Source organism: Enterococcus sp. DIV2402 (genome assembly GCF_017426705.2).
Classification (GTDB): domain Bacteria; phylum Bacillota; class Bacilli; order Lactobacillales; family Enterococcaceae; genus Enterococcus_F; species Enterococcus_F lowellii.
In genome coordinates, this window is the sequence record NZ_CP147251.1 from 3,018,597 (window position 1) to 3,045,595 (window position 26,999).

Genomic DNA, 26,999 nt, shown 5'->3' on the forward strand with positions numbered 1-26,999 from the left:
AAAATTGAGGTCTTTGCATAAAATGCAAAAGCCCCAGTTTGTTAGCCAATTTTTTGATTGCCATAAATACTACGATTACCATTACACATAAACGCAATACCACAAACAATTAAGAAATAAGGTAAATAATTAAAACCAAATACTTCGCCACCAATTAACATGGGCGCCAACAGTGTATTCGTGGCACTACCAAAAACACTGGCATAACCCAACGCTGCGGCTAAAACTACAGGAATTCCCAAAACGGGTGCTAGAATGACTCCAAGTGAAGCACCGATTGCAAAAAGTGGCGTTACTTCGCCGCCTTGGAAGCCCGCACTCACAGTAAGTACCGTGAAGATTAATTTCAAAAGCCAGTCATAAAGTTCAATCGTTCCACCATTAAAGCTAAAACTGATGAGGTTTGTACCTAGACCTGAATAGCGGCCTTGGAAAAAGAGCACGAATAAAATACTTAAAATAATTCCCACAATCCCAATACGACGGACCGCATTCGGAATATATTTCACTAAGAAGCCTTTCGCCCATTTTAAGCTATCTGAAAATGCCCAGCCACTAAAACCAAAAGCCATTCCTAAAACAATTAATTTAAGTGCAAACCAAACATCAAAAGTAATTGGCACATCCAAGGCAACCGAAAACTTCTCTAATCCTAAAAATGCAGACGTATTGCTTGCGACAAAAGCAGCAATCATCGTTGGTAACAACGCATCATAACGCAATTTTCCAATCACTAAAACTTCCATAGCAAAAAAACTTGCCGCAATAGGTGTTTGGAACAGACCTGCAAATCCTGCCGCCATCCCGATAACAATAAACTGGCTTGCATCGACACCTTTAATTAGTTTGCCAATCCAGTGCGCAACAGTTGCCCCTACTTGAACCGCCACACCTTCACGACCTGCACTACCACCAAATAAATGTGTCAACCAAGTCCCTACAATAACAAAAGGCGTTAAACGTTTTGGAATGAGATCCTCTTCATTATGACCTACTTGAAAAATCAGACCCATTCCTTGCGAACTAGTTTTGCCATAATTCAAAAATACATAAACAAACAACATTCCAACAGGTGCTAAAAATGGAATGAGGTAAAGAAAGTGCGCCTCTCGAAATTCAGTGAGCGCAAGTAAAACTCTTCCAAAAAGCGTATCAATACCACCAACAATTAACCCAATAAAAATACTCAACAAACTAATAATTGCTACTTCTTGTTTTTTACCAGTAATTTCCATAATTTCTCTCCTCAAAAAGAAAACGCTAAGCAGCTTTCACTACTTAACGTTTTTTATTATTTACCAGCGCGTTTTAAGTAAGTACCTTCTGCTGTATTGATTTCTAATAATTCGCCTGCTTCCACGAAATCTGGCACGTTGACAACTAAACCAGTTTCCATCGTCGCTGGTTTACCAGAACCAGTTACTGTTGCACCTTTAATAGATGGTTGTGTTTCTTCAACACGTAAAACAACTGTGTTTGGCAATTGAATACCGATTACTTCTGAACCGAAGAATTGGATTTTAACTTCCATGTTTTCTAAAATGTATTTCATTTCTTCAGCAACTACTTCAGTAGGAATTTCATATTGGTCATATGTTTCTAAGTCCATGAAATATGCTGTATCTTCCATTGTATATAGATATTGTACTGTTTTTGTATCAATGTGTGCTTTTTCAAACTTTTCATCAGGACGGAAAGTTGTATCGTAAGTTGCCCCAGTACGTACGTCTCTTAGTTTCATACGCATTACTGTGTTTCCTTTACCAGGTTTGTGGTGGCTTTGATCCAATACTTTAATTAATTTACCATCTTGTACAAAAGTCATACCAGCTCTTAAATCACTTGCTGCAATCATGTTTTAACGTCTCCTTTGTTCTTAAAATCGTCCTTTTCCATTTTAGCAGAAGCCTATCAAATAAGCTAGTATTGTTAATTAAATAACAAAAAAACTCACCTTGCTATTCACAAGATGAGTGTCGTTATTCTGATTCAGTCGTTCCTTCATTCATAATTAATTTTTCATCGTAGAATTTTGAACGTTTCATGAGCTCTGATTCAAAGGTATCGTAGCCCAATTTTTCGATAATCGTTGGCTCTTTAGAAAATAGGTTTGTTCCTAGACCTAAGCGATTGCCCGAAATTTTCACGCCCAATGCAGATAAAGTCGTTGGAAACATATCCATCGCACTAAATTGGCGATTTTGATTATTAACTGTTTTTTTGTTGGTATTTAAAAATAGATTGAACACGCTTCGCTGATATTCTGGATCTAAATCATCAAAGAAGTCACTATCCATCGTTAAATGATCCCCACATAAGATGACTGTCGTATTTTCGTAGAAAGGCTGCTCTTTCATCCAAGATAAAAATGCCATCAATTGACGATCAGACTCATGAATCACATTACTGTATTGATCGCCAAATAAATCCGGCGTTTCCTCTGTGGCATAACCATCCTCAAAATGGGTATCTGCTGTTAACATCGTAAAGTTAAACGGTTCTTCTTTGGCAGATAACTCATTTAAGGTGTCTTTAGCAAAATCAAAGAGTTTATTGTCTTCATAGCCCCACCAAACATAATAATCTTCAGGAATCAATCCTTGCTCAATTGCCCAATAATAATCACGAATTTCATAATTGCCGTGTTGTTGGAAATATTTATCACGACCAGCAAATTCCGCTTTTGAACCGATTAATAAGGTTTGATTGTAACCTTCTTTATCTAATATTTCCCCTAGCGAATAGGCTCCTGGGAAATATTCGGCACTATTGGCACCAGAACCATCTGATAAACCAAAACTAGCAGATGGACGTAACGGCACGCCTGACGTTTGCGCAACCATCGAACTGGCTGTTTGGTTCGCACCAGGGACTTGCAGCATTCCTCCACCTACTTGAGTAGTATTTGAAAAGTGGATGCCTTCTGTTTCAGATAAGGATGATAAATTAGGCAACAAATTGAATTCTTGACTTCCGCCTAAATCCGTTGACATATAACTGCTTTCCATTGATTCTAAGAAGATATACACTAAATTTCGTTTTTTCTTAGGAAATTTCAATTCAACTTCTTTGGGATCAACGTAATAGTTTTCATAGATTTCAGTATTTTCGAAATAATAGGCTTTAATGTCCGCATAGCCGATTTCTTTCGCACTCATTGAAATCCCAAACACTAAGCCAAATAGGCCTAACATCCAGACTAAACGAGTAGATAACACCCGCCGACTAATCGACTTGCGTCCAAACTGCACATTGCAAGTCGTAAAGAGATACATCAGTGAAATTAATGGTGTACTCCATAAAACAGCTTCCAATAATGGTTGTAAAATAAATGCTTGGATTTGTCCTGGATCACTGCCATTTAAAGGTTGCGTCATTGCAAACACAATCTGGTCAAAACGCATATTGCCAATTCCATTCATTGCCCAACGACTACTTGAATATGCCAAAGCGCCACTAAAAATCAGCGTAGCAGACAATAAAAAAGCCAACCAATTCCGACGGGTTAACGTATATGTCTTCTGAATTCGATTCGAGCGTACCAAATGAAAAAAATATCCCATGATACTCGCAATGCTAAAAACTGTCGCTCCAACTATTAGGGCACTCGCAGGTAATCCGGTCAAAGGAAGAAAAATATTGCCCCAATCCCAAGAGATGCTCGCTTGATTATAGAAGAAAAAAATAGATGAAAGATAAATAAATGCTATATAGAGACCGCTTAAACGACGTGCTTTTTTCGTTTCAGGTGCATACTTGATAACAAATGCTACTAAAATAATCAATCCAATCAGCATGTAAGATCCTCCTTTGATTATTCTCTTACCTTTCATTATAACATAGGCGTTAGATTAGAAGCATTTTTGTAACGAAAATTTAAAGTTAACTCAAGTAAAGCTTGATTAAATAGGGCTAGTTATTAAGAAAGTTAAAACTTTCAGCCTAAAACGTTGCATCAGAAAGCGTAGCTGATGGTCGCCACGAAAAAGAGTGCTAGTCAGTAATTACGTTTACATAAAATACAAACATAAAAAAAACTTTGAATCTGCTACGATTCAAAGCTTTTTTATGTTTAAAGTCTCAACGCCAACATATTGGTAGTCAAACCAGCTGCTGTTCCTAAAAGTACAACCATATCTCCTGATTGTACGCGCCCTTCATCCAAAGCTTGACATAAAGCAAAAGGAATTGACACGGAGACCATATTGCCATAATCATCCACTAAATCAATATACTGTTTGCGTTGAATCCCTAATTTTTTCATTAGTAACGGCATCGCTCGACTTGCTTGATGTGGAATGACTTGGTCAATCTCTGGTAATTGTAACCCACTTTTCTCTAAGAATTCTTGGAACATCGCGGGTAATTTTTTGATAGTTAACGAAAGAATTTTAGGTCCTTGCATATCAAACATGTATTCCTCTTTCGTTGCTTCGGTATAAAATTTTGGATGAAAATTCGTTAACCCGCCACGAATTTCTGTGGCATGGGCTCCTTCTGACCAAGTACGCTGCAAACTATAGAGAATGCCTTTCTCTTCGGTCGTTTGCGTAATAATCATCGCAGCAGCGCCATCACTAAACAATTCATAACTTTCTTTTTGCTTAGGATTTAAACCTAAAGAACCTGTTTCGCTTGCAACAATTAATACTGTTTTGTACCGACCAGCTTCAATTAAATAAGAAACCATATCTAGTGCTGTTACAAAACTAGTACAAGTCGTATTGATGTCCATTGCTGGAATGTCTAATCCTTGTGCTAGTTGTTCATGAATCAATGCGGCAGTACACGGAATTGGTTGAATCCCTACTGCACTTGCTGCAACAATGCAGTCAATGTCGTCGATTGTACAATCGGCTTTTTTCAACGCACGTTCGCTTGCTTCAACTGCTAAACGTAACTGAGTTTCTTCTCCAGAAATTCGATAACGTGTTTGGTCTTCAAAATGTACGGTTTGTTCTGGTAAGCTTGTGCCATACCCTTTAATTTCCACATGATTCATCTTTTCACCTCATTTAAAATTTACGTGCCACTCGTTTTAATTTCACTTGCGGATTCCATTCATACGCATTGAATGTTAGTTGAGGGCAATTAAATTCTAAGTCTTCTGCTAATTTTTCAAATTCTTGAATGACTTGTCGCTTTTGTTGTTCAGTTAATTGATTGCTGGCAATTTCAACATGCGTCGGTTGGTGTTGAGTCACTTGATAATCACGAATATCAGGTACAAACAATAGGCAACGTCGAATAAAATCTGGAAAAACCGAAATCGTCGTGCCATTTTTCCCTTCAAAAAGGAAAATATCATCCGATCGTCCTTCAATTTTTTCGATACGTTGGTATACTGAACCACAAGGACATTTTTCTTTGGATTCTACTAAAATGTCATTTAAACGATAGCGAATAATCGGTTGTGACGTTCGTTTAAAATCCGTCACAATCGGATAAAAGCGTTTCTCATCTAAATATTCTTTTTCAATAAAAACAATATCCTCGTTTAAATGTAACTGACCATATTCGCAAGTACAACCTAAAAAACCTTCCGTGCATTGATAAATTTGATGAATGACTGGTAATTGAAAGATTTTTTCCAAATATCGCTGATCGGTTGCTTCCAATATTTCCGCAACTGAAATCACTTGTTGCACGTCCATTTTCAAGTGATGTTCTTCTATTGCTTTAGCTAAAGCGACCAGCATCGATGCAGGGGCTATTAAAATCGTCGGCTGATATTCATTTAAACGAGAGACATGTTCTTCTATCGGTTGATAGGTATCAAAATAAGCCAATTCTATCACAGGTGAATTGATACTTTGATACAATTGATTATCTGCTCTTAGAAAAAAAGCGAGTTTATGTCCGACTAACTTGCCTTTTGGTAGCATTTTCCCTAAAATCGTTCCTGCCCACAAGGCTTGCTCTTCTTCTGTCGTTATAAATATTCCACGATGGCCAGAAGTTCCTGAAGACAAACCAATCGAAATCCCTTGATAATTTTCATTAAATTCTCGATTTTTTTCGCTGGCTAATGCAAAAGCCATGGCTTCTTCTTTTTTGACACCTTTTGTATTTAACTCGTCAAAATGTGCCATCATAAATGTTTTATCCATCAAAGGCCATGTTGCCTCCTCTGGCAAGGAACGATAATAAGGCGAATGTGTGCGCATATACGCAGATTGTTTTTGCAGTTCTTTTTCTTGATACCGTTCTAACGCTTGTCTATTTTTAAAACGTCGGAGCCAGCGCGCTTGAATAAAAGGCAGCAGCATTTTTAATTTATTCATGCCAACACTTCCTTAATACGCTGTGTAGCATCATGACTAACTACCACTTGAATACCATCTGCTTGAATTTTTTGTAAAAGCGCACAGCTTTGGCGATAAGCACGCATATTATGTTGAATCAAACGTGGTATCGGTTTTAATTGCTCTGTTTTTGATAATAAATCCATCCCCCAACAAATATCCGCAGCTAAAAACAGATTTTTCTCAGGTAAAAATAAACAGCCTTGCCCAACCGCATGCCCATCAAACGAAGACAATAACAAACTACCGTCTCCAAACAAATCCGCAACAGCATGATAAGGAAATTGCGAATCGTGTTGATTAGGTAATACATGGATCACACGTTCTTCAAAATCATTCGGTAGAAATTCGTTAAAAATTAAATCTTTGACCGTTGCTTTTTTAAAATTGCGGTAGACTGCTTCTGTGGTGATAAATGTCGCCTTCGGAAATTGTTTAGCACCACCAATATGATCGGGATGCAAATGCGATAATATCACCCAGCGAATAGCTGAAGGTTCAACGCCTTTTTGACGCAGTTGCTGATCAATCATCTCGTCAAAGGAGACTTGAATAGGATTGATTTTACGATACAACAGATATTTGAACTGGTTTTGATACAAAGCAGTTGAATAGCCAGTATCATAAAGAATATACCCTTGTGTGCGATGCTTTATTAAAAAAACACCTGCTGGGAAAACGCGTGTTTCTTTGGGTGCCTGCTTAAACATCCAATGCAAATGATTTGTACAAGAACCACAAGCAAAGTAACTAATTTCCTCGATAATGGGCTGCATATTTTCTAATCCCCTCACTAATCGTCATTTTCGGTTGATACCCTAACTCTCTTTGTGCACGTTCAATTGATAATGTCTGGCTATAACGCAATAAGAAAATGGTATATTTGGTAAATAATGGTTCTTTCGTAATGCCTAACCAACGATACACTTTTTCAAAGCTAGCTGATAATCCATACATGAGCGGAAAACTCAATGAAAGATATTTCTGTTCCAAGGCTAATTCTACTAATAGTTCATCCAAAATTGACTTAAACGGCCGTGGCTCACCGTTCGTAATATTATAGACTTGGCCAATAGCTAACGGATTCTCCAAACTTAAACGAATTGCTAAAGCGACATTTTCAACGCATGTCACATCGACCAACTGTTGCCCGTCATTAAATAAAGGCATGCCTATTTTCCGATGAACCCGCAATAAGCGAGGAATAATACTGGTATCACCAATTCCAAACAGACCTCTAGGACGCAAAACAACGGTTGGAACATGACGGTATTGTTTTATTTTAGCTTCGGCCAATAACTTACTTTTAATGTAAAAATTCAATTCATTGGTATGAGGTGCTTCATCTTCTCGTAAATCAAGTTGATCTTTACCTGCCGCATAAATGCTAGGTGATGAAATGAAGACTACTTTTTGAATTTGATGTTGTTCACATGACTTTAAAACATTTTCGGTGCCTAAAACATTGGTTTCATAGAAGTCTTGCCATTTCCCCCAAACTGTGGATAACGCACCTGCATGGATGACGGCATCGACACCGACAAGTGCTTGTTCAATTTCTTCATATTGAACAAAATCACCTTTTACAAAAGTTACTTTGGATTGCTCCAATGTTTGTCCCACTGCTTCATTTCTGCCAAAAGCAATCACCTCATATTGATGCTCAACTAATTCTTCAACGACATATTTTCCTAAAAAACCTGTTGCTCCAGTTACTAATACTTTCATTTTTGCTCACCTTCTTTTAGGCGTTGAATTTCATCCTTCAAACATTGACTTGGATGGTAGTTCTGCCATTGTTGACTAATTTGCGCTAATGCCGACCATTCGCGCGTCACTAAACGTTGGAATCGCTCATGAATTTGTCGCTTATTTTTCCGATTAGCAACCTCTGCAATACCCGCAAGTTCTGCACGTACAGCATAATCAAATTGATCATAGTCATGAGGCAATATTAAGGCTGGACGCTGATATTTGATGCAGTTATATAAAATTCCGGCACCGCCATGATGAACCACGTATTGGACATGAGGCAGGACTTCTTCGTAAGGTAAATAACTATAGACGGAAACATTCTCACATAATTGTTGTACGTGTTCTTCGCGATCATCACCGGCGGAAATCAGAAAATGAAACTGTGGATACTTGACGGCAAGTTCACAAATCAAGTTTGTTAAATGGTCCTTCCCCCATAACAAATGCGTGCCATTGGTTACTAACACATACATTTTTGATTCAAAAGAAAGACTCTTCTCTTCAAGTGAAGAACAACATGGTCCTGCCCACTTAAATTGCACCGGAAAATCCTCACGAAACTCTAATTCTTTCATTCCCAAACCTAAAATCGAATACGGAGAATAAATCGTTTCTTCGCCTTGGTGATACAAATGAAAATCATAAGGTTTTAACTGCTTTCTTAATAACCACACGACTAGTCGTTTAAATGAACGAACCGCCTTTCGACCAACCCAATCACGAACCATTCCCAGCTTTGTGTTAGCTGGATACCAACCACCTAGATAACTAGGTGTCGTACGCTGACTCTCAATAGCAAAAGGCGTTGGAATCGTCGTAATCCAAGGAATATTTAATTGATTACAGACAATGCCCGCAGGTACTGCCACAAAATCAGCCACCACAATATCCGTTTGATGTACTTGAAAAGCTTTCTTTAAAAAAGTCATTACTTCAGGAATCAGTTCAAGGTTTTGCTTTAATTGTTGATACATGCCGTAGGAACTAATTTGTTTGTCCGTATTAGCGATTCGTTCCATTTTAGAAGGATCCTCGGGAAACAAAGGAATTACCGTAAAGCCTAATTTTTCTGCTATTGCTACTTTATTCGCACCAGTAAATACGCGAATTTCATAGCTATCATCATCTAATAAAGGGCGCGCAAGCTCTAATAGCGGATAAAGATGACCGCTAAACGGAACTGCCACTAAATCAACTTTAATTTTGGATAATGTCATCAAGCACCTCCTTGACTGCTGGTGATAATAAATACTCATGATGGCCACATGCGACCTCGTTTGTTGGTTGATTAAAATCAAGAAATCGTGAATAATAATCGGTTTTCCCTTTGACTATCCACCCCTTTTCTCGTAAAGATAATTTTTGCAAAGATACAGGACCTAATGCCACTATTTTCAATGTAGGCTTAATAGTCATATGCGTTAAAACTTGAGTTAACATGTTCAATCCCGAACTTTGCGTCACTAAAATAATCTCGTCTAATTCAAATAAAGGTTGCAAATGACGAATCAACTCCTTATGAAATACCCGATTGCTCAAGGTATGACCATAATAATGAATATTGCTTATACTCGCTTGGAACAACGACGGAAATTCCGTTTGTTGATAGTCAAAGTCTTGATTATATGGGAAATTAGAAGGGATAATTTGATACCCAAATGATTGAAAATACGCTAAAAACTGTTGTTGCTCAATCGTCAATGACGCATGTTGATAATGACTACTTCCACTTAATAAAATCACGCTACGCGAAGTGGTCAGTAACGTTCGATTAACGTCTAGCTGTTGTAAGGCTGTCAAATACTGCTTAAAATTAAACATAACGAATTTTCCCATCCGTGACTTTAATTTTTTTATTGCGCCACTGAATAATCGGAGGCGTGACTAACGTATATATGAAGAGAAAGGGTAAAAAAATGTCATTTAACACTTCATAGCCGATAACAGATAGAGATTCCTTTCCTTCAAAAAACTGATTTCGATAGGTTCGTAGTAAGATTGCTTTTAAACTAAATAATCCCAACGTTCCCACGATATATTGCCAGCCTAGAAATATGCTTATCAGCAACAACAGCCCAGGTAAAAAAGAAGGGACAATGATTAAGAAAAACAACGCCACTGACGGAAACGTTTTGATATAAATTGATGCAAACAGCAGCCAACGCTTCATCAATAAGACATATTTTTTCGGTTGCAACACTGTATTGCGCACGTTGCATGGTATTTGGCTTTGAATAATGCGCACGTTATTTTTTGCTAAAAAAGCAGCTACAGCCAAATCATCACATAACTCATATTGAATTTTTTCAAAGACAGCTAACCGCTGAAAAAGTTCCGTTCGACTAATATAAAACATCCCATTAATTGTTTGATTCGCCTTGACCTCTGCCATCGGGAAATACGTTAACAGCGAATTACTATTAACAAAGGCAGCCACTAGTTTAGACCATAACCCAGTCTGTCCGAAATTATAGGGAATGCCTGTCACAATAAAATCTTCTGTGACTTTTTCATAATGACTCATTTCATTTAGACGTACACGATTAAACACCGAATCGTCATCCAACACCATAAAATATGGCGTCGTAATCTCATTCATCACTTGCTTAAGCTTATAAACTTTCGGATTGACTTCTTGTGGCACATCTTCTAGCAAAACAATCGTGACACGTTTGGCATAGTCTGGTTCTTGCAGAATGTTTTGTGTCACTTCTTGAGCAACGACATCGCTTTTATCGACTAACCACATAAACAGCATTTCTGTCGTTTGTTCCAAATTCCCCCGCAAATCTTCGGCTAAACGAGGATCCCCTGATAAAATCGGTTGTAAGACAGTGTACTCGCGTTCATCAATCGCTCCATCATTCCTTGGCTTCGTATAACGTTTTGCTAATAACCAACGTAAGCAAAAAAAGAAGACAAAGCTAATACTTAACCCATAAAAAAGATACATTCACATCCGCCCCTGTTTGATATAATTTCCAACTATTTTCAAACGCAATTTTATCGGCAAACAACGTATCAGCTGCGTCATCCACCAATTGCGATAGCCAATAATTTGATGGTTTTTATTTTTTGTTAACACTTTTTCAATAACCTCTGCCACTTTTTCTGGTGCCATTTGAAAGTTATTCTTTTGGAATGCTATTTGCATTTTCCCTTGAAAAAAGGCTGTTTTAGTTGGTCCAGGACAAACCGTTAGAACTTGGACATGAGGATACGCCCGTAATTCTTCAGATAACCCCAAAGAAAAATGCCACAAAGCAGCTTTACTAGCTCCGTAACTTGTTAAAAATGGATGAACATAAAAAGCTGCTGTAGAACAGACATTTACAATTGTACCACTTTTTTGTTGAACAAATTGCTGGGCATAACCTTTTGAAAGAATCATCGGCGCTAAAAAATTCGTTTCAATTTCAGCTAATTCTTGTGCCAAAGATAATTCTTGAAAGTCACCAACTTCACCCACGCCAGCACAATTAATTAAATAATCAATTTTATAACGTGCTGGAATTTTTTGAACTGCTGCTAAATCCGTCAAGTCTAGTGGAATAAGTTGATTTTTACCTGGTAATTTTTGTGCTAGATGCTGTAGTTTTTCTTGATTTCGTCCAACTAATAATAAACAAACATCTTGAGATGCGAATCGTTCCACTACTGCTTGACCAATTCCCGAAGAGGCACCTGTTATCAAAATCGTTTTCACTGATTGGCCTCCTTTAGATTTGTTTCTACTATAATTATCGCAAAAAAAGAGAACGCATTCAAATATAGCGAATAAAAAAACAAAAAAGAACTCCCTACTCAATGAGTAAGGAGTCAGTATTCATTAAAATGCAGGAACTAATGTATCGCTATGATCATCTTCTAAGAATGAACGTACTTCATCACTAGTCATCGCTTTTTTCAATGCTTGAATTTTTTCTGAATCTTGATTGTCTTCACGAGCAACTAATTGAATGGTAAAACGTTGATCGATATTTTTTTCTAAGAACAAGGCATCCGCTGGTTTCAAACCAATTTTTGCAATGTATGTTGGGTAGTTATACACTAATGAAACATTTGGTTCACTGTATGCTTCTGCTAGATTCAATAAATCTACTTGTAACCATTCAAAGTTTTTAGGATTTTCTTCCACATCTTTGATTGTTCCATTCACACCAACGCCATCTTTTAATTTGATTAAGCCTTGTTCTTCTAAAATCGCTAACGCACGACCTTCATTTGACGCATCATTCGGAATAGCAACTTTTGTGCCAGCAGGAATTTCATCAATTGTTTTGTAATCTTTAGAATAAAAACCAACTTTTGCATCATAAATTGGTTGAATCGCAACTAAATTAGTGCCTTTTTCACTGTTATATTTTTCCATAAATGGTTTGTGTTGTGCAAAACTAGCATCTGCTTCTTCGCTGCTAACCATATCATTGTAAGCAACATTATCGTTTACTTGAACTAGTTCAATTTCCCAACCATCTTCTTTTGCAACTTCAGCTGCAACTTTGACAACATCTGTCATTGGAGGAGCTTGAGACGCAACTTTAATCACTTTATCTGTTTTATCTACACTACTACTGCTGCTTTCAGTTTCCCCGTTTGATCCACAAGCAGCTAAAGTAACTACCGCTAATAATGATAAAGCTCCGATGTACATTTTCTTCATTTCTTCTCCTACTTTCTTTTATCTAATTTGCGGGCAATAAAATTTCCCAGCATTTGAATAATAAATACGATGACAACCATCACGACGATTGCAAAGTACATAATTCCGGTTTGATAACTTTGGTACCCATAACGAATGGCAAAATCTCCGACACCTCCACCGCCAACAATCCCCATGACAGTGGAATAAGAGACCATGCTGACAGCAGCCGTTGTATACGCGAGTACAATGCCGCTTCTAGCTTCAACCAATAAAAAATGCCAAATATATTGCCATTTAGATGTTCCCAATGAATCAGCCAATAAACGAATTTCTTCAGGAACATCTAATAATACTTGCTCAACTAAGCGAGCAAAAATTGCGACAGCAACAATACTTAGTGGTAGTGATGCAGGGACCGGACCAAATGCCCGACCAATAATAAAACGCGTCACTGGAATCAAGGTAATCACAAATAATAAATATGGAAATGAGCGCACAAGGGTAATTAAAAAGTTTAATACCCAATAACTAGCTGGTTGACTTCCTTTGATATTCGGATTAGATAAGAATAAAGCTACTCCCAATGGTAACCCAAATAACAAACATGAGGACATTGAAATTCCCATCATCGTTCCTGTTTGTTTCAATGATAGGATAAATTCTGGTAAATAATACTGAATATTTTCTATGAGTGTCATTGCGCGAGCCTCCTTTTTACTTTTTCTAAGTAAGGAGTATCGTTTTTACCTAATTGTGTTGGTTGATTATCCACAATTCCTAAGAGATGACTGTCTTCCATTACCAACACGCGTTCACATAATTTCTTAACCGTATCCAATTCATGACTAACAAAGAAAATCGTTACTGGAAATTCTTCATGGATACGTTGTAACAAGCGAATTACATCATCGGTGTTTTCCTCATCTAATGAACTGGTTGCTTCATCACACAATAAAACATCTGGATTGCGCGTTAAGGCTCGCGCTAATGCTACGCGTTGTTTCTCGCCTCCAGAAAGCTGTACCGGATAGCTGTCTGCTTTATGACTAATCCCCACAAAACTCAATAACTCAACGACTTTGGCCTCATCTTTTTTGCCGATTAATTTCAAGGGCAACGCAACGTTTTCTTTAACCGTTAAATTATTCAATAAATTATATTGTTGAAAAACCATGCCAATTTTTTGTTTTTGTTGCTGAATGGCTTTTTTAGAAAGTTTACTAACGTCTTTATCTGCCAAAAATAATTTACCTTGGCTTGGTGTTTCTAATAAATTTAATAAACGAAGTAATGTTGATTTCCCCGAACCACTTTTGCCAACAACTCCGATAATTTCACCTTGTCCAACTGAAAATGAAATATCTTGTAAGGCTGTCGTATCTTGATAACGTTTTGATACCTGCTCTAGTCTATACATGACAGCCCCCTAACCCACTAACAGATTTAATAAATCTTCATTGGTGAAGTTTAAAATATATTCTGAGACAGTCACTTGTTTTAAAGCAGCTGCTAATTCTTCATACTTAAAAACCGTTCCTAACAAGATTTTTTCCAAGTCGGTGGTATCTTTGGTTCCAAAATAATCACCAAAAAATTGAATGGCTGAAATGCGGCCTTTTTCTGTCGATAAATGAATGTCCACAATGCCCACGCCTGGTATCCGTGTACGGCGGTTGAATTCAAACTTTGGTGCTTCACCATAAACCCACTCATCATTTGCATAACGCTCATCAAATAATTGTTGGATGGCGACTTTATCGGCTTCGCTTAAAACAAATTGTTTCTCTTGAACGGCAGCTAGTGTATCCACGTCATAAATATGGCAAATTAGCGCATCACGAAATTCTGGTGTGGTTAATTGTTGATATTGTTCATCTAAGAATGGTTTAACATTGGTTACACTTTTACGAACCGATTTAGTTGCTTTGGATTCAATTTTTTCTTTTGAAACAGTCAAAATTTTGTCCAATACCGATAAATCGACATCATACATTAAGGTTCCATGTGAGTACGTCCGTCCATGACGAGTGTACATTGCATTTCCAGAAAACTTCATCCCATTAATATACAAATCATTCCGACCACCCACTGTCGCATCCTTTGCGCCCATTGATTGAAGCGCATGCAAAATAGGTGTGGTTACACCGCGATAATCACCAAATGTCGTGTCATCTTTTTTTGTTACAAAACTAAAACTCATATTGCCTAAGTCATCATACACAGCCCCACCACCAGAAATACGACGGGTTAAGGTAATGTCATGTTGACGTAAATAATTAAAATCAATCTCTTCGTACGCATTTTGATTGCGTCCGATTATAACACAAGGTTTTTGTATGTATAACAGAAGGAGTGGTTCTGTTACATCCGCAGTGTTCATCAAATGCTCTTCTGTTGCTAAATTCCAACGAATATCACTGCTCTCCATGATATAATAACGCATAAGCAAAACACCTTTACTTTCTTATGATTTTATTTCTCATTCTATAATCCCTTTAAAATTAAAAATAAGCAAGAATTATGCTCACAATTTTCTGTATCTATTTCACTAAAATACTGTATCACTATCGACAAAAAAAGAAGCGAACTAATTCGCTTCTTTTTGTCGACCATTGGCAATCCATAAAATACCAATAATCCCCAGATGTAATAAAAAAAATAGACAGATGAACTCAAATTTTTTCATCGTCCAATGCGCAAAAATCACTTCTAACACGTACAACGGATTGGTAAAAAAATGCACTGAATGTAGGCGTGGCGCAAATCTTCCAGCGTACATCGCCATAGAAGATAACCAACAAATCACAGGGACAGCACCGATAATCACCCATTTAGATAACTGAAATTTTTCTTTGACTAATGCCATTAATGCGAAAAACTCCATGAATCCCCAATAAATATAAGCAAAAATAACTAAAAACAAAATTAGAATTAATCCCCAACCGCGAATCGTTTCCAAGCTCATTCCTGTTAAATTATTGTATAAGCCTAATAAATCAGCATGAACAATATCCGTTACTAAATAAGGAATATTAGGGAAAAACAACAGCCATAAAAAACCAAATAACAGTTGTACGTAGCCATTTTTCATACGTTGCACTTGAAAAGCACATTCAATCGGCAGATAAGCTAAAAAAGTATTTAACACAAGAAAATCAAAATGTGTTTCCCAAGTAACGATTAGCGTGCCCAAGGTAATCAAACGGATTAGCCAAGTATAAATAAGCCACCCCTCCTTTTATCTTTCCTTCTATTGTAATCTAATTCCTGAAAAATAAAAAACCAGTTCGTACTGTTTTAACAAAATTTTAGGGGACTATTGTTTATTTGATCAAATATATTTACCATAGCCTCGCCATTCGCCTAAAGCAACATAAGCAAAACTGCCATCTATTCTTTTTTGTTTTCCCCAAACATAGCCTTCAGCTAATTGAATGCTTTCAATGAGCACGCATTCCCCTTTTTTCAACAAAGCTAGCGAGGCAGCGTTGGTACTAGCTGCTTTTCGTAAATAAACATCTGTCGAAAATTCGAATTGATTGCTAGGCTTGCTTGCAGACGTTTCACCAAAGAAAAAGGACCACTCGCCTTTAACTAAGCGGCTAAGATCTAGCTCACCAGCATAGCCCTGTAACATTCCTGCTGAAGTGTATTGATGCAGATGATAGGCGTTGGTAGCAGTCGGATTGGCACCTGTATATTGTCCATTATTTTGACCATATGTTGGTACCCAGAGACCGTCAAACTTGCTGACGTTTAAATTAAACTGCTGATACAAATGATTGGCAACATAAACACCAACTTTTTTGGCACCTAATTGCTTCAATTTCGCCCGATAACGTTCGCACCCCTCGCGCATATTCGCCATTGATTGCTCTTCGACATCCATCCACCAAAAAACCGGCTGAAATGCCTTGGCACGTTGATAAAAATCGGACGCTTCCTGTTCCATATCATTCAATGAAGTCCCTCGAACCCACGCATAGACAGCGGTTGGTATCCCACGTTTTTGAAACTCGCGTAAATGAGTTTGATAATGTTTATCGACATAATTCGAGCCATATTGCACCCGAATAATCACACCTGCAATTTGTTTTGCCAACTGATCGTAATTCATTTGACTAGGTAGCTGCCATTCACTAATATCTAAAATAATTGGTTTTGGAATCATTCTCATCCTCCTTTATAAAAAGCGAGGAGTTTTCACCCCTCGCTTACCTTTTTAAAACAAGATGGTTTCAATTGTTTCGACGTATTTGGCACTGGTCGCTTCTTGATACAAACCAAGACCATCTTTTTCAAATAAATTTAATTCAGTAAATTGTTGCATTGCAGCTTTCACTTGCGCTTCTGTTAAGTCTTCTGCCGCAACTGTGGGGATTAATTTGTGTGCTTTGCCTTCACTATTGGTAAATGTTAAATGTAATTTTTTCATCTCATCTTCCTCCTATTTATTATACTCGTATTCAACTGTTTCAATCACCGTATCAAGTGTTACCGTATCTGGTGCCAGACTAGCCACTACATCACCTAAAGCTAAGACTTGCGCCTCAGTCGGATCAGCAATCACATTCGCAAAATTTTGCTTTAGTGTTTTGTCCTCTCCCTCTTGGGTAAATTGAACAGTTAATTTTGTTTGACTATGTGTTTTCATAAAAACAACCTCCTTGAATTTTGGTAGTAAGTTGCGCGCCTTACACTTCTATAAACGGAAATCGTCAAACGAATGTCACACCTTTTTGAAAAATAATTTAAAGTTCTCACGAAAATATTTTCGATATCGACTACGACTTTGACGCGATAGCTTTTCATCGGTCAATAATGCAACAACTTTTTGTTGATCTTTTGCTTTCAATTGATGGTAAAACGTTTCAAATTCCGCCAATTCAGCTAGCGTATCATAATCCGCTTCCTCAATTTGTATCTCTAAAAGAAATTCGTCTTGTACTTTGATTCCTGCTTTTTGTTCTTTCCGTTTTTCATCAATGAGGTACCACAATAAATATCGAAACAAGTAACTAATGTTGTTTTCTGCTTCAAAATACCCTCGTGATTCATATTTTTCCGCTCGTAAAAAGAAGAGAATTCGCAATTCTTGAAAATAATCCTCAAAATCAGTTTGCCCTGGAAAAATACTACATCGGCGTAATACTTTATAAAAAAGCCCTTGATAATCCTGAACTAATTGTTCTAATTCTTGTTGTTTCATTGTTGTTTCTTCCTTTATTCGTTTTATTCCTCGAGGTAGTTCGAGTATAGAAGAATAAATTAAAAAACGTTAATTGTTTTATTTGCATTTTTTTACAAATAATGCTTAAAAGATAGCGGTTTTGTTGTATAATACTTTCAATAAATCCTGTTCAAAAAATAATTATTAGGAGTTGATTAAATGACTTATTCAAAATCGGACGAATCCAAAAAGAGAAAGAAAATCCCCTCTTTTTCTAGAGAATATCGCCCAAAACTAGAGAGTCTACCAGCATTTTCAACAGCTGCTGATCAAGCACCAATTGATATTTATCAACTAATTGAGAACATTTCTCTTAGCTCCCAAGCAGATTTTTTAGAAGAAATTTATGCAATTATTCCCGTTAATCGCCCATTATGGGGAGCATCTTGCGTGATATATAGAGAATACGTCTTATTAGTGGAAGATCAGCCTTTCAATATTGTCTGTAAATTATTACAGAATTTAGAACATATGGAGTATCCCATCTATCGCAAAGCATTAGGGTATATGACAAATAAAAAAGAACGGCTAACGCCTGTGGCTAATGAAAATTACAGTTTATTTCCCACAGCAAAAGTCGATGACAGTGAGACCATCTGGTTAAATCCTGGACGCATTCACTCATTAATTACGCAAAAACAGCAAACAATTGTTTGTTTTGAAAATTTATTTGCATTAGCGGCCTCCAAAAATAGTGCTAGTTTAAAAAATGGGATGAAAAAAGCTTTTTTTGCCCACGCAATTATTAAACGTGAACATGATTGTCGTGGAACGCGCAGTACCACAAGTTTATTGGAATTTTTGAATATTACCTCTTCTGTTGAAACACGCGATATTTTAAAAAGTCTCGAATTTCAACATATTCCAGGTTATCAACATGACTTTTTCCGCATCTATTCTAAATTTCAAGACGCAGATAGCCAAAAGAAAGCAAAAAAAGAACTTCATCGTCGGTATTCCATCGAACTTTGAAGTTATCAGTTTCTTTCATTGACTTTTTTTAAAAATTATTGCTAAATTGAATGCACAAGCGTTTTTTATTTTTGTAAACGATTGAATTTATTAAGGAGTCGTGCACTCGATGGAGAAATACACACTCATTTTGTTTGTCATGCCGATTATTCTTTTAAGTGTCATTATTGCGTTCTCTTTTATCATTAAGCAACTGACTATCATCGTAAAAACTCCGATTCTACAAATAGTCACTATGGTCATTCTATACATAGTTTACGCATACGTCACATTAAAATTTTCCTATAACCTTCTTGGATTTTATAGTTATACATTTGTTATCGAAACAGTTATGGCCTATTACTTCTTCAAAAAACATGGTCACTGGATGTTTTTAGCTCCTCCATCTTTAATAACTATTTACTACTTATTGGTAGACAAGGCTATCGACTATGAAGAAATACAAATTGCTCTTTTAGGTACCGCTTTATTCCTATTTGCGTTGATTATGAAAAGCTTTTCTAAGATTCCACCAGTCGGTAACGTCTGTTTAAGTTTTACGTGGAAGTGGCTAGTAATTTCTATATTCCCCTTATTTTTTCAGGAAACATATACTACCTGGATAGATAGCACCTTGATTTATCTAGGTAGCTTGCTTGCCACCTTTATTCTATGGCTGCTTCATCGCTTAGAGCTTTCAGAAAAAGCCGCCATTGAAGAAATGATTCATCAAGGACAAACAGATGCGCTAACTGGCGTTTATAATTTCCAAAAATTAGGAATAGATTTACAAGAATATGAAACAAAACAACAAGCATACGCTTTGGCAATGATTGATTTGGATTATTTCAAAAAATTAAATGATACCTTTGGACATAACGCAGGCAATGATATTTTGAAAGAATTTTCAAGTCTGTTAACAGCAACATTAACCAACAAGATTGGACAACAATATTTCAATATTTACCGTTTTGGTGGCGAAGAATTCTGTGTATTATTCTTTAATTGTTCTAAAGAAGATGCGCAGAAACATCTGACATTTTTTAAAAATGTTTATGAAACAAGACATCGTTTATTACGTGAAGCAAATTATTCTGTTACGTTTTCTGTGGGGATTGAAACAAATGAACCTTATCATTACAACGGAATAGAAACGATGCAATATGCGGATGCAGCTCTCTATGAAGCCAAACATGCAGGCAGAAATCACATTCGAATCTATCAAAAAAACAGCAATGATTCTTTATGAATCACTGCTGTTTTTTATATGACAGTATATTTTTTCAACCCTAAACAAATACTATAACCAATCGAACAACCGATAAAATTTAAAATAATGTCACTTAATGCAAAGGTTCCAATATAAAACACATATTGAATCGTCTCAATCCCTAAAATAGTTAATAAAGCAATAATTCCAAACTCCCACCAGTTTGCTTTTAAGCCATATAATCCGCCTAAAGGAATAAAATACAAGATATTTAGTAGTGCCTCTAACATTGTTTTCTTATCTCTCACTAGAAAGTCAAATATTTCCCAGCTAAATGTATGATATTGTGGTGCTTTGGTAAACAAAACAACAAATAATAAAAACAAGTAGACGCTGTATACCAAATACAAATAAATGGCTGAAAACCGTTTAAACAACAATTGCAAATAAAATAGCCAACAACTCAAAATTAAAAAAAGAGTCAACGTTTCTTTGGTATAAGCAAAGCGCTCCATCATATGAACAAACCGATCGTATTGTAGCAATGTCGGATAGGCGATGTATTGGATCACACCATATCCAAGAATACATGAAGCAATGAGACCTAAAATACTTTTGACGAACCGTGTCATCCGCAGCCCTCCTTGATAGTAGTTGAGATTAGTTTAACAAAGAAACATACCCTAGATGCTGAAAAAATGGCTTTTTATAAAAAGTATAAGAATTGACTGAACAATCCATGGTACGTTACCTAATATGATACACTTGGCTAATTACCTGATGCCATTTAGAATGCTTGTTGCATTCTAGGTATTCTTACCGAAATTTTTTTGAATCAATTACTATGAGAATTAATTATTGGTGCAGTCTGTGTATATAGATTAGGGACGTTGATTTATTTCTCGAAAACCAAAAATATCAGAAATGACTAACCGCCCTTCTGATATTTCCTAAAATTATTGTTTTCTTTGAGTATACAGCTTTTCGACGGCTATCTTTTCTTTTTCCCACCATTTACGGTTTTTTCGATACCATTCAATTGTGCTTTCAAGGCCGGAACGAAAATCCGTAAATTGCGGTTGCCAGCCTAATTCTTCTTTTAATTTCGTCGCATCAATCGCATAACGCAAATCATGCCCTGGACGATCTGCTACAGGTTCATAGGCTTCTGGCGATTGTTGCATCAAGGTTAGAATCGTTGCTAATACTGTTTTATTATCCGCTTCTCCCTCTGCACCAATTAAATAAGTGTCACCGATTTGTCCGTTGGTTAAAATCAACCAGACAGCTCTTGAATGATCCTCTACATGAATCCAATCACGGACATTTTTTCCGTCTCCATAAAGTTTAGGCCGTTGCCCATTTAAAATATTGGTAATTTGTCGTGGAATAAACTTTTCAATATGTTGATACGGCCCATAATTATTTGAACAATTCGAAATCGTTGCGCGTAAGCCAAATGAACGGACCCAAGCCTTCACTAATAAATCCGAACTCGCTTTGGTTGCTGCATAAGGACTGGATGGATTATAGGGTGTTTCAGGCGTGAATTTTTGTGAATCCTCTAGTGCTAGATCGCCATAAACTTCATCGGTTGAGACATGATGATAACGGACGTCAAACTTTCGACAGGCTTCAATTAAGGTATACGTTCCTACAATATTCGTTTGCACAAAAGGAGCTGGATTTGTTAGTGAGTGATCGTTATGTGATTCCGCAGCAAAGTGAATGACGGCATCACTTTTTTGGACTAATCGTTCTACCAAATCAGCATCACAAATATCGCCCACAACTAATTCTACCTTATTAGAGACAGGCAAATTCGCTTGGTTGCCTGCATAAGTCAATTTATCTAGAACGGTTATGTGAATTTCAGATTGATTTGTTGCAACATAACGCACAAAATTTGAACCAATAAAACCCGCACCCCCTGTCACCAAAATCCGTTTCATCAAATATCCTCCTTATGTATAACTTTCCAACACATCGATTGCTCGTTTCGTTTCTTCTAACTGTTTGATTGTCTTGTCATAATGTTTAGAAGCATAAACAGAAAATAAAACATCTACAGTATACAACTGTACTAGAAGAGAATTAGTTGCCGAACTACGTAACGGTGCTTCTCCTCCATCCGCAATATGTACAACAATATCTGATAATTTCGCTAAAGTTGATTTTTTTTGACTTGTCATACTAACAACTGCTATACCGTTTGCCTTGGCTACATGTGCCAAACTATTTACAGCTTTTTTTTCTCCAGAATTAGATACTAAAAAAAGAAAAGACGGCGTTTCATTGGTAACCATTGTCGTTGCTAGCAAATGAGCATCTTGGTGAAACATCGCTTTGCGTCCAATTCGTAAAAATTTTTGACAAAAATCATCCGCCACTGCTCCCGATGCACCAATTCCATACGTGTAAATAAAATCTGTTCCTTCCAATAAAGCTAAAACATCTTCAATCGATTGATTTTCTAACAGCTCACAATTTTTTTCAATACCGTCAACTACTCGCAATTTAATCTTGCGTTTGATCGTCTCAATATCTTCATCAGGTGTAATATCAGAATACAACTCTTGATTGATTTGCGGTAAACTCGCCGAAAGTTTTAATTTTAAATCAGGAAAACCCTCCAACCCCAAAGAGTAACACAAACGCACCACAGTCGATGGACTCGCTCCAGCTGCTGCAGATAACGCTTTGGCACTCATATGAATGACTTCTGAGGAATGCGCCAAAATCCACTCAGCTAATTTTTTTTCCGTTTTCGATAATTCATCTAATTGATTTTGAATGCTAAATAAAATATTCATTTCCTGTCCTCCCTACGTGTATCATACAATAAAAAAGAAAGAGCATACAGTTCGTATGCTCTATAATTCGATATATTTCAACACTTCACTCACCGATTGAATCGGAACAGTTGCTGCAGGGTCATCATTATTTAATGCCAAAACCTCTAAATCAGCATTTACAGCAGCAGAAATACCAATTGAAGAATCTTCTACCACTAAACAGTCATCTGGTGTTAAATCTAATTTTTTCACCGTATACTGATAGATTTCTGGATTAGGTTTACTTCGTTGAAATTTATCTCCACTGACTAACAATTCAAAATACGATAAAATCTGATTTTCTGTTAAAATCATTTGAATATTTTCTAAGGAGGACGAAGACGCAACAGCCATCCGTATACCTTGATTGGCTAACGCTTCTAACGTTGGCACCATTTCCGCATTAAAAATTTCACGATAGTCAATCGGATAATTCGCACGAAACTCTGCATACTGTTCAATCAACCACTTTCGTTTTTCTACATCTTCAATTAATAGTTCAAACATATCTCGTGAATTAGAACCTACTAATTTTTTTTGAAACTCATCTGTTAAAAGAATATCATGTTGAGCAAAAAATAGTTTACGCCGTTGACGATAGTGACTTTCTGAGAAAACAATGACGCCATCCATATCAAAAATGACTGCTTTTTTCATTAAGCTTCTCCTATTTGCATTTCTTTCGTGGTACCAAATAGATACGTCATAACAAAACCACCCGCATATCCTGCAAGCAATCCAATAATATAGTTCAACCAATGACCATTAGCAATCAAAGGAATTAATGCCACGCCACTTGGTCCAATAGAAGTTGCGCCCACATTACCAAATAACCCGATGACTGCACCGCCAATACCGCCACCAATACAAGCAGTGATAAATGGACGACCTAAAGGCAAAGTCACACCATAAATCAAAGGTTCACCAATTCCTAAAATCCCAACTGGTAATGCCCCTTTAATTAGTTCCACCAGAGATTTATTGCGGTAACATTTGACCCATAAAGCGATTGCTGCACCCACTTGACCAGCACCTGCCATCGCTAAAATTGGTAATAATAAAGTACTGCCACCACTTTCAATCATTTGCAAATGAATAGGAGTCAAAATTTGGTGTAAACCAAACATAACCATTGGTAAGAATGCTGCTCCTAACACAAAACCAGAGAATGCGCCACCTACATTTAGAACCCAGTTAATTCCGCCAACTAAACCATTTGAAATAAAACCAGCTAACGGCATAATCAAGAAAATCGTTGCCAAGCCCATAATCAATAAAGTAATTACTGGCGTCACAATAATGTCAACAGATTCGGGAATCACTTTGTGCAATCGTTTTTCAATTAAAGACATTAAATAAACAGCAATAATGACCCCAATCACGCCGCCTTGTCCCGCAGCAAGCGGTTGACCAGTAAAAATATTTGTTAATGGCGCATCAGGACTCATTCCTGCCAGAGTGGTTACACCACCGATAACCCCACCTAAACTCGGTGATGCCCCAAATTCACGCGCACTATTAATCCCAACATAAATCACTAAATAAGTAAACACACCACTTTGAATAATGCCACAAACTGTTGCAATGTTGACCCACATATCACCCGAAAGCTGTCCTGCTGCCATTAAGTTTTTTAGAATGGAAGCAACACCACCAATAATCCCGGCACCAACAAATGCTGGAATCAACGGAACAAAAATATTCGCAATAGCTTTCAATGCCTTCGACCATGGTTTTTGATTTTTCTGTTTCACAGCAGCTTTTGTCTGAGCCGCCTTTTCTTCGACAGCAGTCCGTCCACTTACAGATGCTTGTGAAGGTAACGTTTCTCCTAAAGCAACACCTGCCATATCGACCATATATTGAGCTACCTTATTTACTGTACCTGGACCAACAACCACTTGTAACGTATCATCTTCTACAACGCCCATTACCCCAGGAACTTTTTTCAATCCTTCAATATCAACCAAACTGTAATCGCGAATTTCCATACGCACACGAGTCATACAATGAACAATCTTATTCACATTGTTCATTCCACCTACATGGTCATAAATCCCTTGTGCAATTTGTTGATTTTTGTCTGCCATTTTTTATTTCCCCCTTTTATAATGTTTGACGAATAAATCCGTTCGCTGCCAGTAACTTTTCAGATGCTAGTTCTTTTGTTTCTCCAGTCAAAATCATCACAATCGCCAACTTCACATTTTCATCGGCTGCCTCAAAAGCTGCTTCAGCTACTTCATAGGAACATTCCGTTGCTTGCATGATAATTCGTTTGGCACGTTCCACTAATTTTTCATTCGTTGGACGAACATCGACCATTAAATTTTTGTACACCTTCCCAATACCAATCATTGAAACTGTAGATAACATGTTTAAAACTAATTTTTGAGCAGTTCCTGATTTTAAACGTGTTGAACCCGTTAAAACTTCTGGCCCCACTTCAACTTCAATCGGATAGGTCGCATGATGACTAATTGCCGCATCTGTATTACATGAAATTGTCGCAGTCGTTGCACCAATTTCAGTTGCATAATCTAAACCACCAATCACATAAGGTGTCCGACCACTAGCCGCAATCCCAACCACAATATCATTTGCCGTTAATGAAATAGCTTCTAAATCCTTACGACCCAACTCCTCTGAGTCTTCTGCACCTTCTACCGCCACTGTCATTGCCTTCATCCCACCCGCAATCAAACCTTGTACCATCTCAGGATCTGTACCAAAAGTTGGCACACATTCAGCCGCATCCAACACACCTAACCGACCACTTGTTCCAGCCCCCATATAAATCAATCGTCCCTGCTTATTAAAGGCTTGAATAATTTGAGCCACAACGGTTTCGATTTGTGGCATCACTTTTTCAATCGCCAGTGGCACTTGGCGATCTTCCTCATTCATTGTCTGTAATACATCCATAATCGTCATCTGATCCAGATGCATCGTCTTCGGATTTCTTGTTTCTGTTGTTAAATTCTCTAAATTACTCATTGTCATTCCCACTTTCTACTAATTCAAATCGATAACCTGGTAATACACATGTAAGAAGGTCTACCTCTGAATCTATTACTTTTGCCACGACATTTACCTTTTCATCCGCTGGTAAATCCCGTTTACTGATTTGAAGCTCTCCCATATAACGCAAATACTTCTGATTATCCAGCGTCACACTACCTTTGACTCTCGATACGCTACCATTTGGCATAATCAGTGGTAATTGTTTGAATCGTGCCTCCTGACTCCGTAAGACATCACGCGCATCATCCACTCGATTCGTATGGGTTCCAATAAATAGCTCACGATGTGTCTCATCAATTATTTGCACCGGTAAAACAACCTTTTGCTCTTTGAAATACGCAATAAATTGCTGTTGCGTCTGTTCTCTTAATCCTTCATCACCAATACAAACCTCATCACAAGCATAATTTTGTAATAAATCCACTGCCGCAACTAACGGATGCTTCAAACGATGACCCTCTAACGTTGGCAACCCCGCATGTAATGGTCCACGTAAATTTTTATCTCCTGGAACAAACGCTATAATTTTAAAACCTAATTTTCGCCATTTCTGATTTAATGTGTGTAAATAAGGTTCAGATAAACCCGTTTCAGGCCGAGGATAATAATTGTGCCATAATTCCATATTCTCAAAATTCGCTTGATAGTTAACTAACTCTTCAACATCCGCCTCTGTTAACGTCGATGCATTCAAACCAACGACTAACTGTTGTGAAACCCTAGCAATCGTTTGAAAATCAATCCCATAATCCATCCGAATTCCAGTCACACCCAAAGACAAAAGTTGAGCTATCATCTGTTCATCATTCAAATCAATCTGAAGTCGTCGCAAACCATCACTCGAAATATCAACCATTAATGAACAATTAAATGCCTTCGTAAGTTTACAAAGCTCTTTCAAATTAGCTACCATCCGTGACTCATCATCTTCTGGAATGTGCAACGAAGTAAACACTCGCTTAAATCCACTATGAAACATTTTTTCAATATACAATCGCTTAGACTCTTGAAACTCATCTCCTAAGAATACGGAAAAACCTAACAC

Annotated in this window: 29 protein-coding genes; 2 read left to right on the forward strand and 27 right to left on the reverse strand. The window is 37.2% G+C overall.

The window, feature by feature from the left end:
* Positions 1–41: 41 nt before the first annotated feature.
* The 20 genes from DOK78_RS14760 to DOK78_RS14855 form a co-directional block, all read right to left on the reverse strand.
* On the reverse strand, positions 42–1,235 hold the full coding sequence (locus DOK78_RS14760; protein ID WP_207942113.1) for a chloride channel protein: 1,194 nt from the start codon (positions 1,233–1,235) through the stop codon (positions 42–44).
* A gap of 56 nt (positions 1,236–1,291) precedes the next feature.
* Positions 1,292–1,855 carry an elongation factor P gene (efp, locus tag DOK78_RS14765; RefSeq protein WP_207942112.1) on the reverse strand — a complete coding sequence of 188 codons (564 nt, stop codon included), beginning with the start codon at positions 1,853–1,855 and terminating at the stop codon, positions 1,292–1,294.
* A gap of 124 nt (positions 1,856–1,979) precedes the next feature.
* On the reverse strand, positions 1,980–3,797 hold the full coding sequence (locus DOK78_RS14770; protein WP_207942111.1) for a sulfatase-like hydrolase/transferase: 1,818 nt from the start codon (positions 3,795–3,797) through the stop codon (positions 1,980–1,982).
* 275 nt (positions 3,798–4,072) lie between these two features.
* The gene (locus DOK78_RS14775; protein WP_207942110.1) at positions 4,073–5,002 is read right to left on the reverse strand and encodes a 3-oxoacyl-[acyl-carrier-protein] synthase III C-terminal domain-containing protein; all 930 of its coding nucleotides are present in this window, start codon (positions 5,000–5,002) and stop codon (positions 4,073–4,075) included.
* A gap of 13 nt (positions 5,003–5,015) precedes the next feature.
* Positions 5,016–6,284, reverse strand: coding sequence for a F390 synthetase-related protein (locus DOK78_RS14780; protein WP_207942109.1), 1,269 nt, complete (start codon positions 6,282–6,284; stop codon positions 5,016–5,018).
* Positions 6,281–7,081, reverse strand: a complete 801-nt coding sequence (locus DOK78_RS14785) for an MBL fold metallo-hydrolase (RefSeq protein WP_207942108.1) — start codon at positions 7,079–7,081, stop codon at positions 6,281–6,283. Before DOK78_RS14785 ends, DOK78_RS14780 begins: the two co-directional genes overlap by 4 nt.
* Complete coding sequence (locus tag DOK78_RS14790) at positions 7,056–8,033, reverse strand: NAD-dependent epimerase/dehydratase family protein (RefSeq protein ID WP_207942107.1); 978 nt, start codon at positions 8,031–8,033, stop codon at positions 7,056–7,058. Before DOK78_RS14790 ends, DOK78_RS14785 begins: the two co-directional genes overlap by 26 nt.
* Positions 8,030–9,277 (reverse strand): glycosyltransferase, encoded by a 1,248-nt coding sequence (locus DOK78_RS14795; RefSeq protein WP_207942106.1) that lies wholly within the window; start codon positions 9,275–9,277, stop codon positions 8,030–8,032. Before DOK78_RS14795 ends, DOK78_RS14790 begins: the two co-directional genes overlap by 4 nt.
* Positions 9,258–9,881: a hypothetical protein gene (locus DOK78_RS14800; protein WP_207942105.1), complete on the reverse strand. Its 624-nt coding sequence runs from the start codon at positions 9,879–9,881 to the stop codon at positions 9,258–9,260. The genes DOK78_RS14795 and DOK78_RS14800 overlap by 20 nt, the downstream gene beginning before the upstream one ends.
* A complete protein-coding gene (locus DOK78_RS14805; RefSeq protein WP_207942104.1) occupies positions 9,874–11,013 on the reverse strand; it encodes a glycosyltransferase in 1,140 nt (379 codons plus the stop codon). The genes DOK78_RS14800 and DOK78_RS14805 overlap by 8 nt, the downstream gene beginning before the upstream one ends.
* Positions 11,014–11,766, reverse strand: a complete 753-nt coding sequence (locus DOK78_RS14810) for an SDR family NAD(P)-dependent oxidoreductase (protein ID WP_207942103.1) — start codon at positions 11,764–11,766, stop codon at positions 11,014–11,016.
* A gap of 123 nt (positions 11,767–11,889) precedes the next feature.
* On the reverse strand, positions 11,890–12,723 hold the full coding sequence (locus tag DOK78_RS14815) for a MetQ/NlpA family ABC transporter substrate-binding protein (protein WP_207942102.1): 834 nt from the start codon (positions 12,721–12,723) through the stop codon (positions 11,890–11,892).
* An 8-nt stretch (positions 12,724–12,731) separates the two neighbouring features.
* Positions 12,732–13,403 (reverse strand): methionine ABC transporter permease, encoded by a 672-nt coding sequence (locus tag DOK78_RS14820; protein ID WP_207942101.1) that lies wholly within the window; start codon positions 13,401–13,403, stop codon positions 12,732–12,734.
* Positions 13,400–14,122 carry an ATP-binding cassette domain-containing protein gene (locus DOK78_RS14825; RefSeq protein WP_207942100.1) on the reverse strand — a complete coding sequence of 241 codons (723 nt, stop codon included), beginning with the start codon at positions 14,120–14,122 and terminating at the stop codon, positions 13,400–13,402. Before DOK78_RS14825 ends, DOK78_RS14820 begins: the two co-directional genes overlap by 4 nt.
* 9 nt (positions 14,123–14,131) lie before the next feature.
* Positions 14,132–15,148 carry a lipoate--protein ligase gene (locus DOK78_RS14830; protein ID WP_207942099.1) on the reverse strand — a complete coding sequence of 339 codons (1,017 nt, stop codon included), beginning with the start codon at positions 15,146–15,148 and terminating at the stop codon, positions 14,132–14,134.
* A gap of 144 nt (positions 15,149–15,292) precedes the next feature.
* Positions 15,293–15,907 carry a DUF1361 domain-containing protein gene (locus DOK78_RS14835; protein WP_243430699.1) on the reverse strand — a complete coding sequence of 205 codons (615 nt, stop codon included), beginning with the start codon at positions 15,905–15,907 and terminating at the stop codon, positions 15,293–15,295.
* 129 nt (positions 15,908–16,036) lie between these two features.
* Entirely contained in the window at positions 16,037–16,876 is an 840-nt protein-coding gene (locus DOK78_RS14840) for a glycoside hydrolase family 25 protein (protein ID WP_207942098.1), read from the reverse strand.
* A 51-nt stretch (positions 16,877–16,927) separates the two neighbouring features.
* Positions 16,928–17,140, reverse strand: coding sequence for a DUF2922 domain-containing protein (locus DOK78_RS14845; protein WP_207942097.1), 213 nt, complete (start codon positions 17,138–17,140; stop codon positions 16,928–16,930).
* A 12-nt stretch (positions 17,141–17,152) separates the two neighbouring features.
* A complete protein-coding gene (locus DOK78_RS14850) occupies positions 17,153–17,359 on the reverse strand; it encodes a hypothetical protein (protein ID WP_207942096.1) in 207 nt (68 codons plus the stop codon).
* 75 nt (positions 17,360–17,434) lie between these two features.
* On the reverse strand, positions 17,435–17,914 hold the full coding sequence (locus DOK78_RS14855) for an RNA polymerase sigma factor (RefSeq protein ID WP_207942095.1): 480 nt from the start codon (positions 17,912–17,914) through the stop codon (positions 17,435–17,437).
* Positions 17,915–18,094: 180 nt separating this feature from the next.
* Between DOK78_RS14855 and DOK78_RS14860 the strand changes: the two genes are divergently transcribed.
* Complete coding sequence (locus DOK78_RS14860) at positions 18,095–18,907, forward strand: hypothetical protein (protein WP_207942094.1); 813 nt, start codon at positions 18,095–18,097, stop codon at positions 18,905–18,907.
* A 109-nt stretch (positions 18,908–19,016) separates the two neighbouring features.
* Entirely contained in the window at positions 19,017–20,135 is a 1,119-nt protein-coding gene (locus tag DOK78_RS14865; protein ID WP_207942093.1) for a GGDEF domain-containing protein, read from the forward strand.
* A gap of 14 nt (positions 20,136–20,149) precedes the next feature.
* On the opposite strand, the gene DOK78_RS14870 is transcribed toward DOK78_RS14865, so the two are convergent.
* The 7 genes from DOK78_RS14870 to DOK78_RS14900 all read right to left on the reverse strand — a co-directional run bounded on the left by DOK78_RS14870 (position 20,150) and on the right by DOK78_RS14900 (position 26,999).
* Positions 20,150–20,728: a VanZ family protein gene (locus tag DOK78_RS14870; RefSeq protein ID WP_207942092.1), complete on the reverse strand. Its 579-nt coding sequence runs from the start codon at positions 20,726–20,728 to the stop codon at positions 20,150–20,152.
* A gap of 324 nt (positions 20,729–21,052) precedes the next feature.
* The gene (gene rfbB / locus DOK78_RS14875) at positions 21,053–22,048 is read right to left on the reverse strand and encodes a dTDP-glucose 4,6-dehydratase (protein ID WP_207942091.1); all 996 of its coding nucleotides are present in this window, start codon (positions 22,046–22,048) and stop codon (positions 21,053–21,055) included.
* A 12-nt stretch (positions 22,049–22,060) separates the two neighbouring features.
* Complete coding sequence (locus tag DOK78_RS14880) at positions 22,061–22,909, reverse strand: MurR/RpiR family transcriptional regulator (RefSeq protein WP_207942090.1); 849 nt, start codon at positions 22,907–22,909, stop codon at positions 22,061–22,063.
* A 60-nt stretch (positions 22,910–22,969) separates the two neighbouring features.
* Positions 22,970–23,587 (reverse strand): HAD family hydrolase, encoded by a 618-nt coding sequence (locus DOK78_RS14885; RefSeq protein WP_207942089.1) that lies wholly within the window; start codon positions 23,585–23,587, stop codon positions 22,970–22,972.
* Complete coding sequence (locus tag DOK78_RS14890) at positions 23,587–25,020, reverse strand: PTS transporter subunit EIIC (RefSeq protein WP_207942088.1); 1,434 nt, start codon at positions 25,018–25,020, stop codon at positions 23,587–23,589. The genes DOK78_RS14885 and DOK78_RS14890 overlap by 1 nt, the downstream gene beginning before the upstream one ends.
* 16 nt (positions 25,021–25,036) lie before the next feature.
* Complete coding sequence (gene murQ / locus DOK78_RS14895) at positions 25,037–25,933, reverse strand: N-acetylmuramic acid 6-phosphate etherase (protein WP_207942087.1); 897 nt, start codon at positions 25,931–25,933, stop codon at positions 25,037–25,039.
* A complete protein-coding gene (locus DOK78_RS14900) occupies positions 25,920–26,999 on the reverse strand; it encodes a MupG family TIM beta-alpha barrel fold protein (RefSeq protein ID WP_207942086.1) in 1,080 nt (359 codons plus the stop codon). Before DOK78_RS14900 ends, murQ begins: the two co-directional genes overlap by 14 nt.

What these genes read in the sequence shown, in the direction of transcription:
- DOK78_RS14855 (WP_207942095.1), bottom strand. Translation starts at nt 17,914, where the DNA reads ATGAAACAACAAGAATTAGAACAATTAGTTCAGGATTATCAAGGGCTT.
- DOK78_RS14800 (WP_207942105.1), bottom strand. Translation starts at nt 9,881, where the DNA reads ATGTTTAATTTTAAGCAGTATTTGACAGCCTTACAACAGCTAGACGTT.
- DOK78_RS14785 (WP_207942108.1), bottom strand. Translation starts at nt 7,081, where the DNA reads ATGCAGCCCATTATCGAGGAAATTAGTTACTTTGCTTGTGGTTCTTGT.
- murQ (WP_207942087.1), bottom strand. Translation starts at nt 25,933, where the DNA reads ATGACAATGAGTAATTTAGAGAATTTAACAACAGAAACAAGAAATCCG.
- DOK78_RS14860 (WP_207942094.1), top strand. Translation starts at nt 18,095, where the DNA reads ATGACTTATTCAAAATCGGACGAATCCAAAAAGAGAAAGAAAATCCCC.
- rfbB (WP_207942091.1), bottom strand. Translation starts at nt 22,048, where the DNA reads ATGAAACGGATTTTGGTGACAGGGGGTGCGGGTTTTATTGGTTCAAAT.
- DOK78_RS14825 (WP_207942100.1), bottom strand. Translation starts at nt 14,122, where the DNA reads ATGTATAGACTAGAGCAGGTATCAAAACGTTATCAAGATACGACAGCC.
- DOK78_RS14770 (WP_207942111.1), bottom strand. Translation starts at nt 3,797, where the DNA reads ATGCTGATTGGATTGATTATTTTAGTAGCATTTGTTATCAAGTATGCA.
- DOK78_RS14795 (WP_207942106.1), bottom strand. Translation starts at nt 9,277, where the DNA reads ATGACATTATCCAAAATTAAAGTTGATTTAGTGGCAGTTCCGTTTAGC.
- DOK78_RS14780 (WP_207942109.1), bottom strand. Translation starts at nt 6,284, where the DNA reads ATGAATAAATTAAAAATGCTGCTGCCTTTTATTCAAGCGCGCTGGCTC.
- DOK78_RS14885 (WP_207942089.1), bottom strand. Translation starts at nt 23,587, where the DNA reads ATGAAAAAAGCAGTCATTTTTGATATGGATGGCGTCATTGTTTTCTCA.
- DOK78_RS14820 (WP_207942101.1), bottom strand. Translation starts at nt 13,403, where the DNA reads ATGACACTCATAGAAAATATTCAGTATTATTTACCAGAATTTATCCTA.
- DOK78_RS14815 (WP_207942102.1), bottom strand. Translation starts at nt 12,723, where the DNA reads ATGAAGAAAATGTACATCGGAGCTTTATCATTATTAGCGGTAGTTACT.
- DOK78_RS14865 (WP_207942093.1), top strand. Translation starts at nt 19,017, where the DNA reads ATGGAGAAATACACACTCATTTTGTTTGTCATGCCGATTATTCTTTTA.
- DOK78_RS14870 (WP_207942092.1), bottom strand. Translation starts at nt 20,728, where the DNA reads ATGACACGGTTCGTCAAAAGTATTTTAGGTCTCATTGCTTCATGTATT.
- DOK78_RS14840 (WP_207942098.1), bottom strand. Translation starts at nt 16,876, where the DNA reads ATGATTCCAAAACCAATTATTTTAGATATTAGTGAATGGCAGCTACCT.
- DOK78_RS14775 (WP_207942110.1), bottom strand. Translation starts at nt 5,002, where the DNA reads ATGAATCATGTGGAAATTAAAGGGTATGGCACAAGCTTACCAGAACAA.
- DOK78_RS14890 (WP_207942088.1), bottom strand. Translation starts at nt 25,020, where the DNA reads ATGGCAGACAAAAATCAACAAATTGCACAAGGGATTTATGACCATGTA.
- DOK78_RS14880 (WP_207942090.1), bottom strand. Translation starts at nt 22,909, where the DNA reads ATGAATATTTTATTTAGCATTCAAAATCAATTAGATGAATTATCGAAA.
- DOK78_RS14830 (WP_207942099.1), bottom strand. Translation starts at nt 15,148, where the DNA reads ATGCGTTATTATATCATGGAGAGCAGTGATATTCGTTGGAATTTAGCA.
- DOK78_RS14760 (WP_207942113.1), bottom strand. Translation starts at nt 1,235, where the DNA reads ATGGAAATTACTGGTAAAAAACAAGAAGTAGCAATTATTAGTTTGTTG.
- DOK78_RS14790 (WP_207942107.1), bottom strand. Translation starts at nt 8,033, where the DNA reads ATGAAAGTATTAGTAACTGGAGCAACAGGTTTTTTAGGAAAATATGTC.
- DOK78_RS14845 (WP_207942097.1), bottom strand. Translation starts at nt 17,140, where the DNA reads ATGAAAAAATTACATTTAACATTTACCAATAGTGAAGGCAAAGCACAC.
- DOK78_RS14850 (WP_207942096.1), bottom strand. Translation starts at nt 17,359, where the DNA reads ATGAAAACACATAGTCAAACAAAATTAACTGTTCAATTTACCCAAGAG.
- DOK78_RS14805 (WP_207942104.1), bottom strand. Translation starts at nt 11,013, where the DNA reads ATGTATCTTTTTTATGGGTTAAGTATTAGCTTTGTCTTCTTTTTTTGC.
- efp (WP_207942112.1), bottom strand. Translation starts at nt 1,855, where the DNA reads ATGATTGCAGCAAGTGATTTAAGAGCTGGTATGACTTTTGTACAAGAT.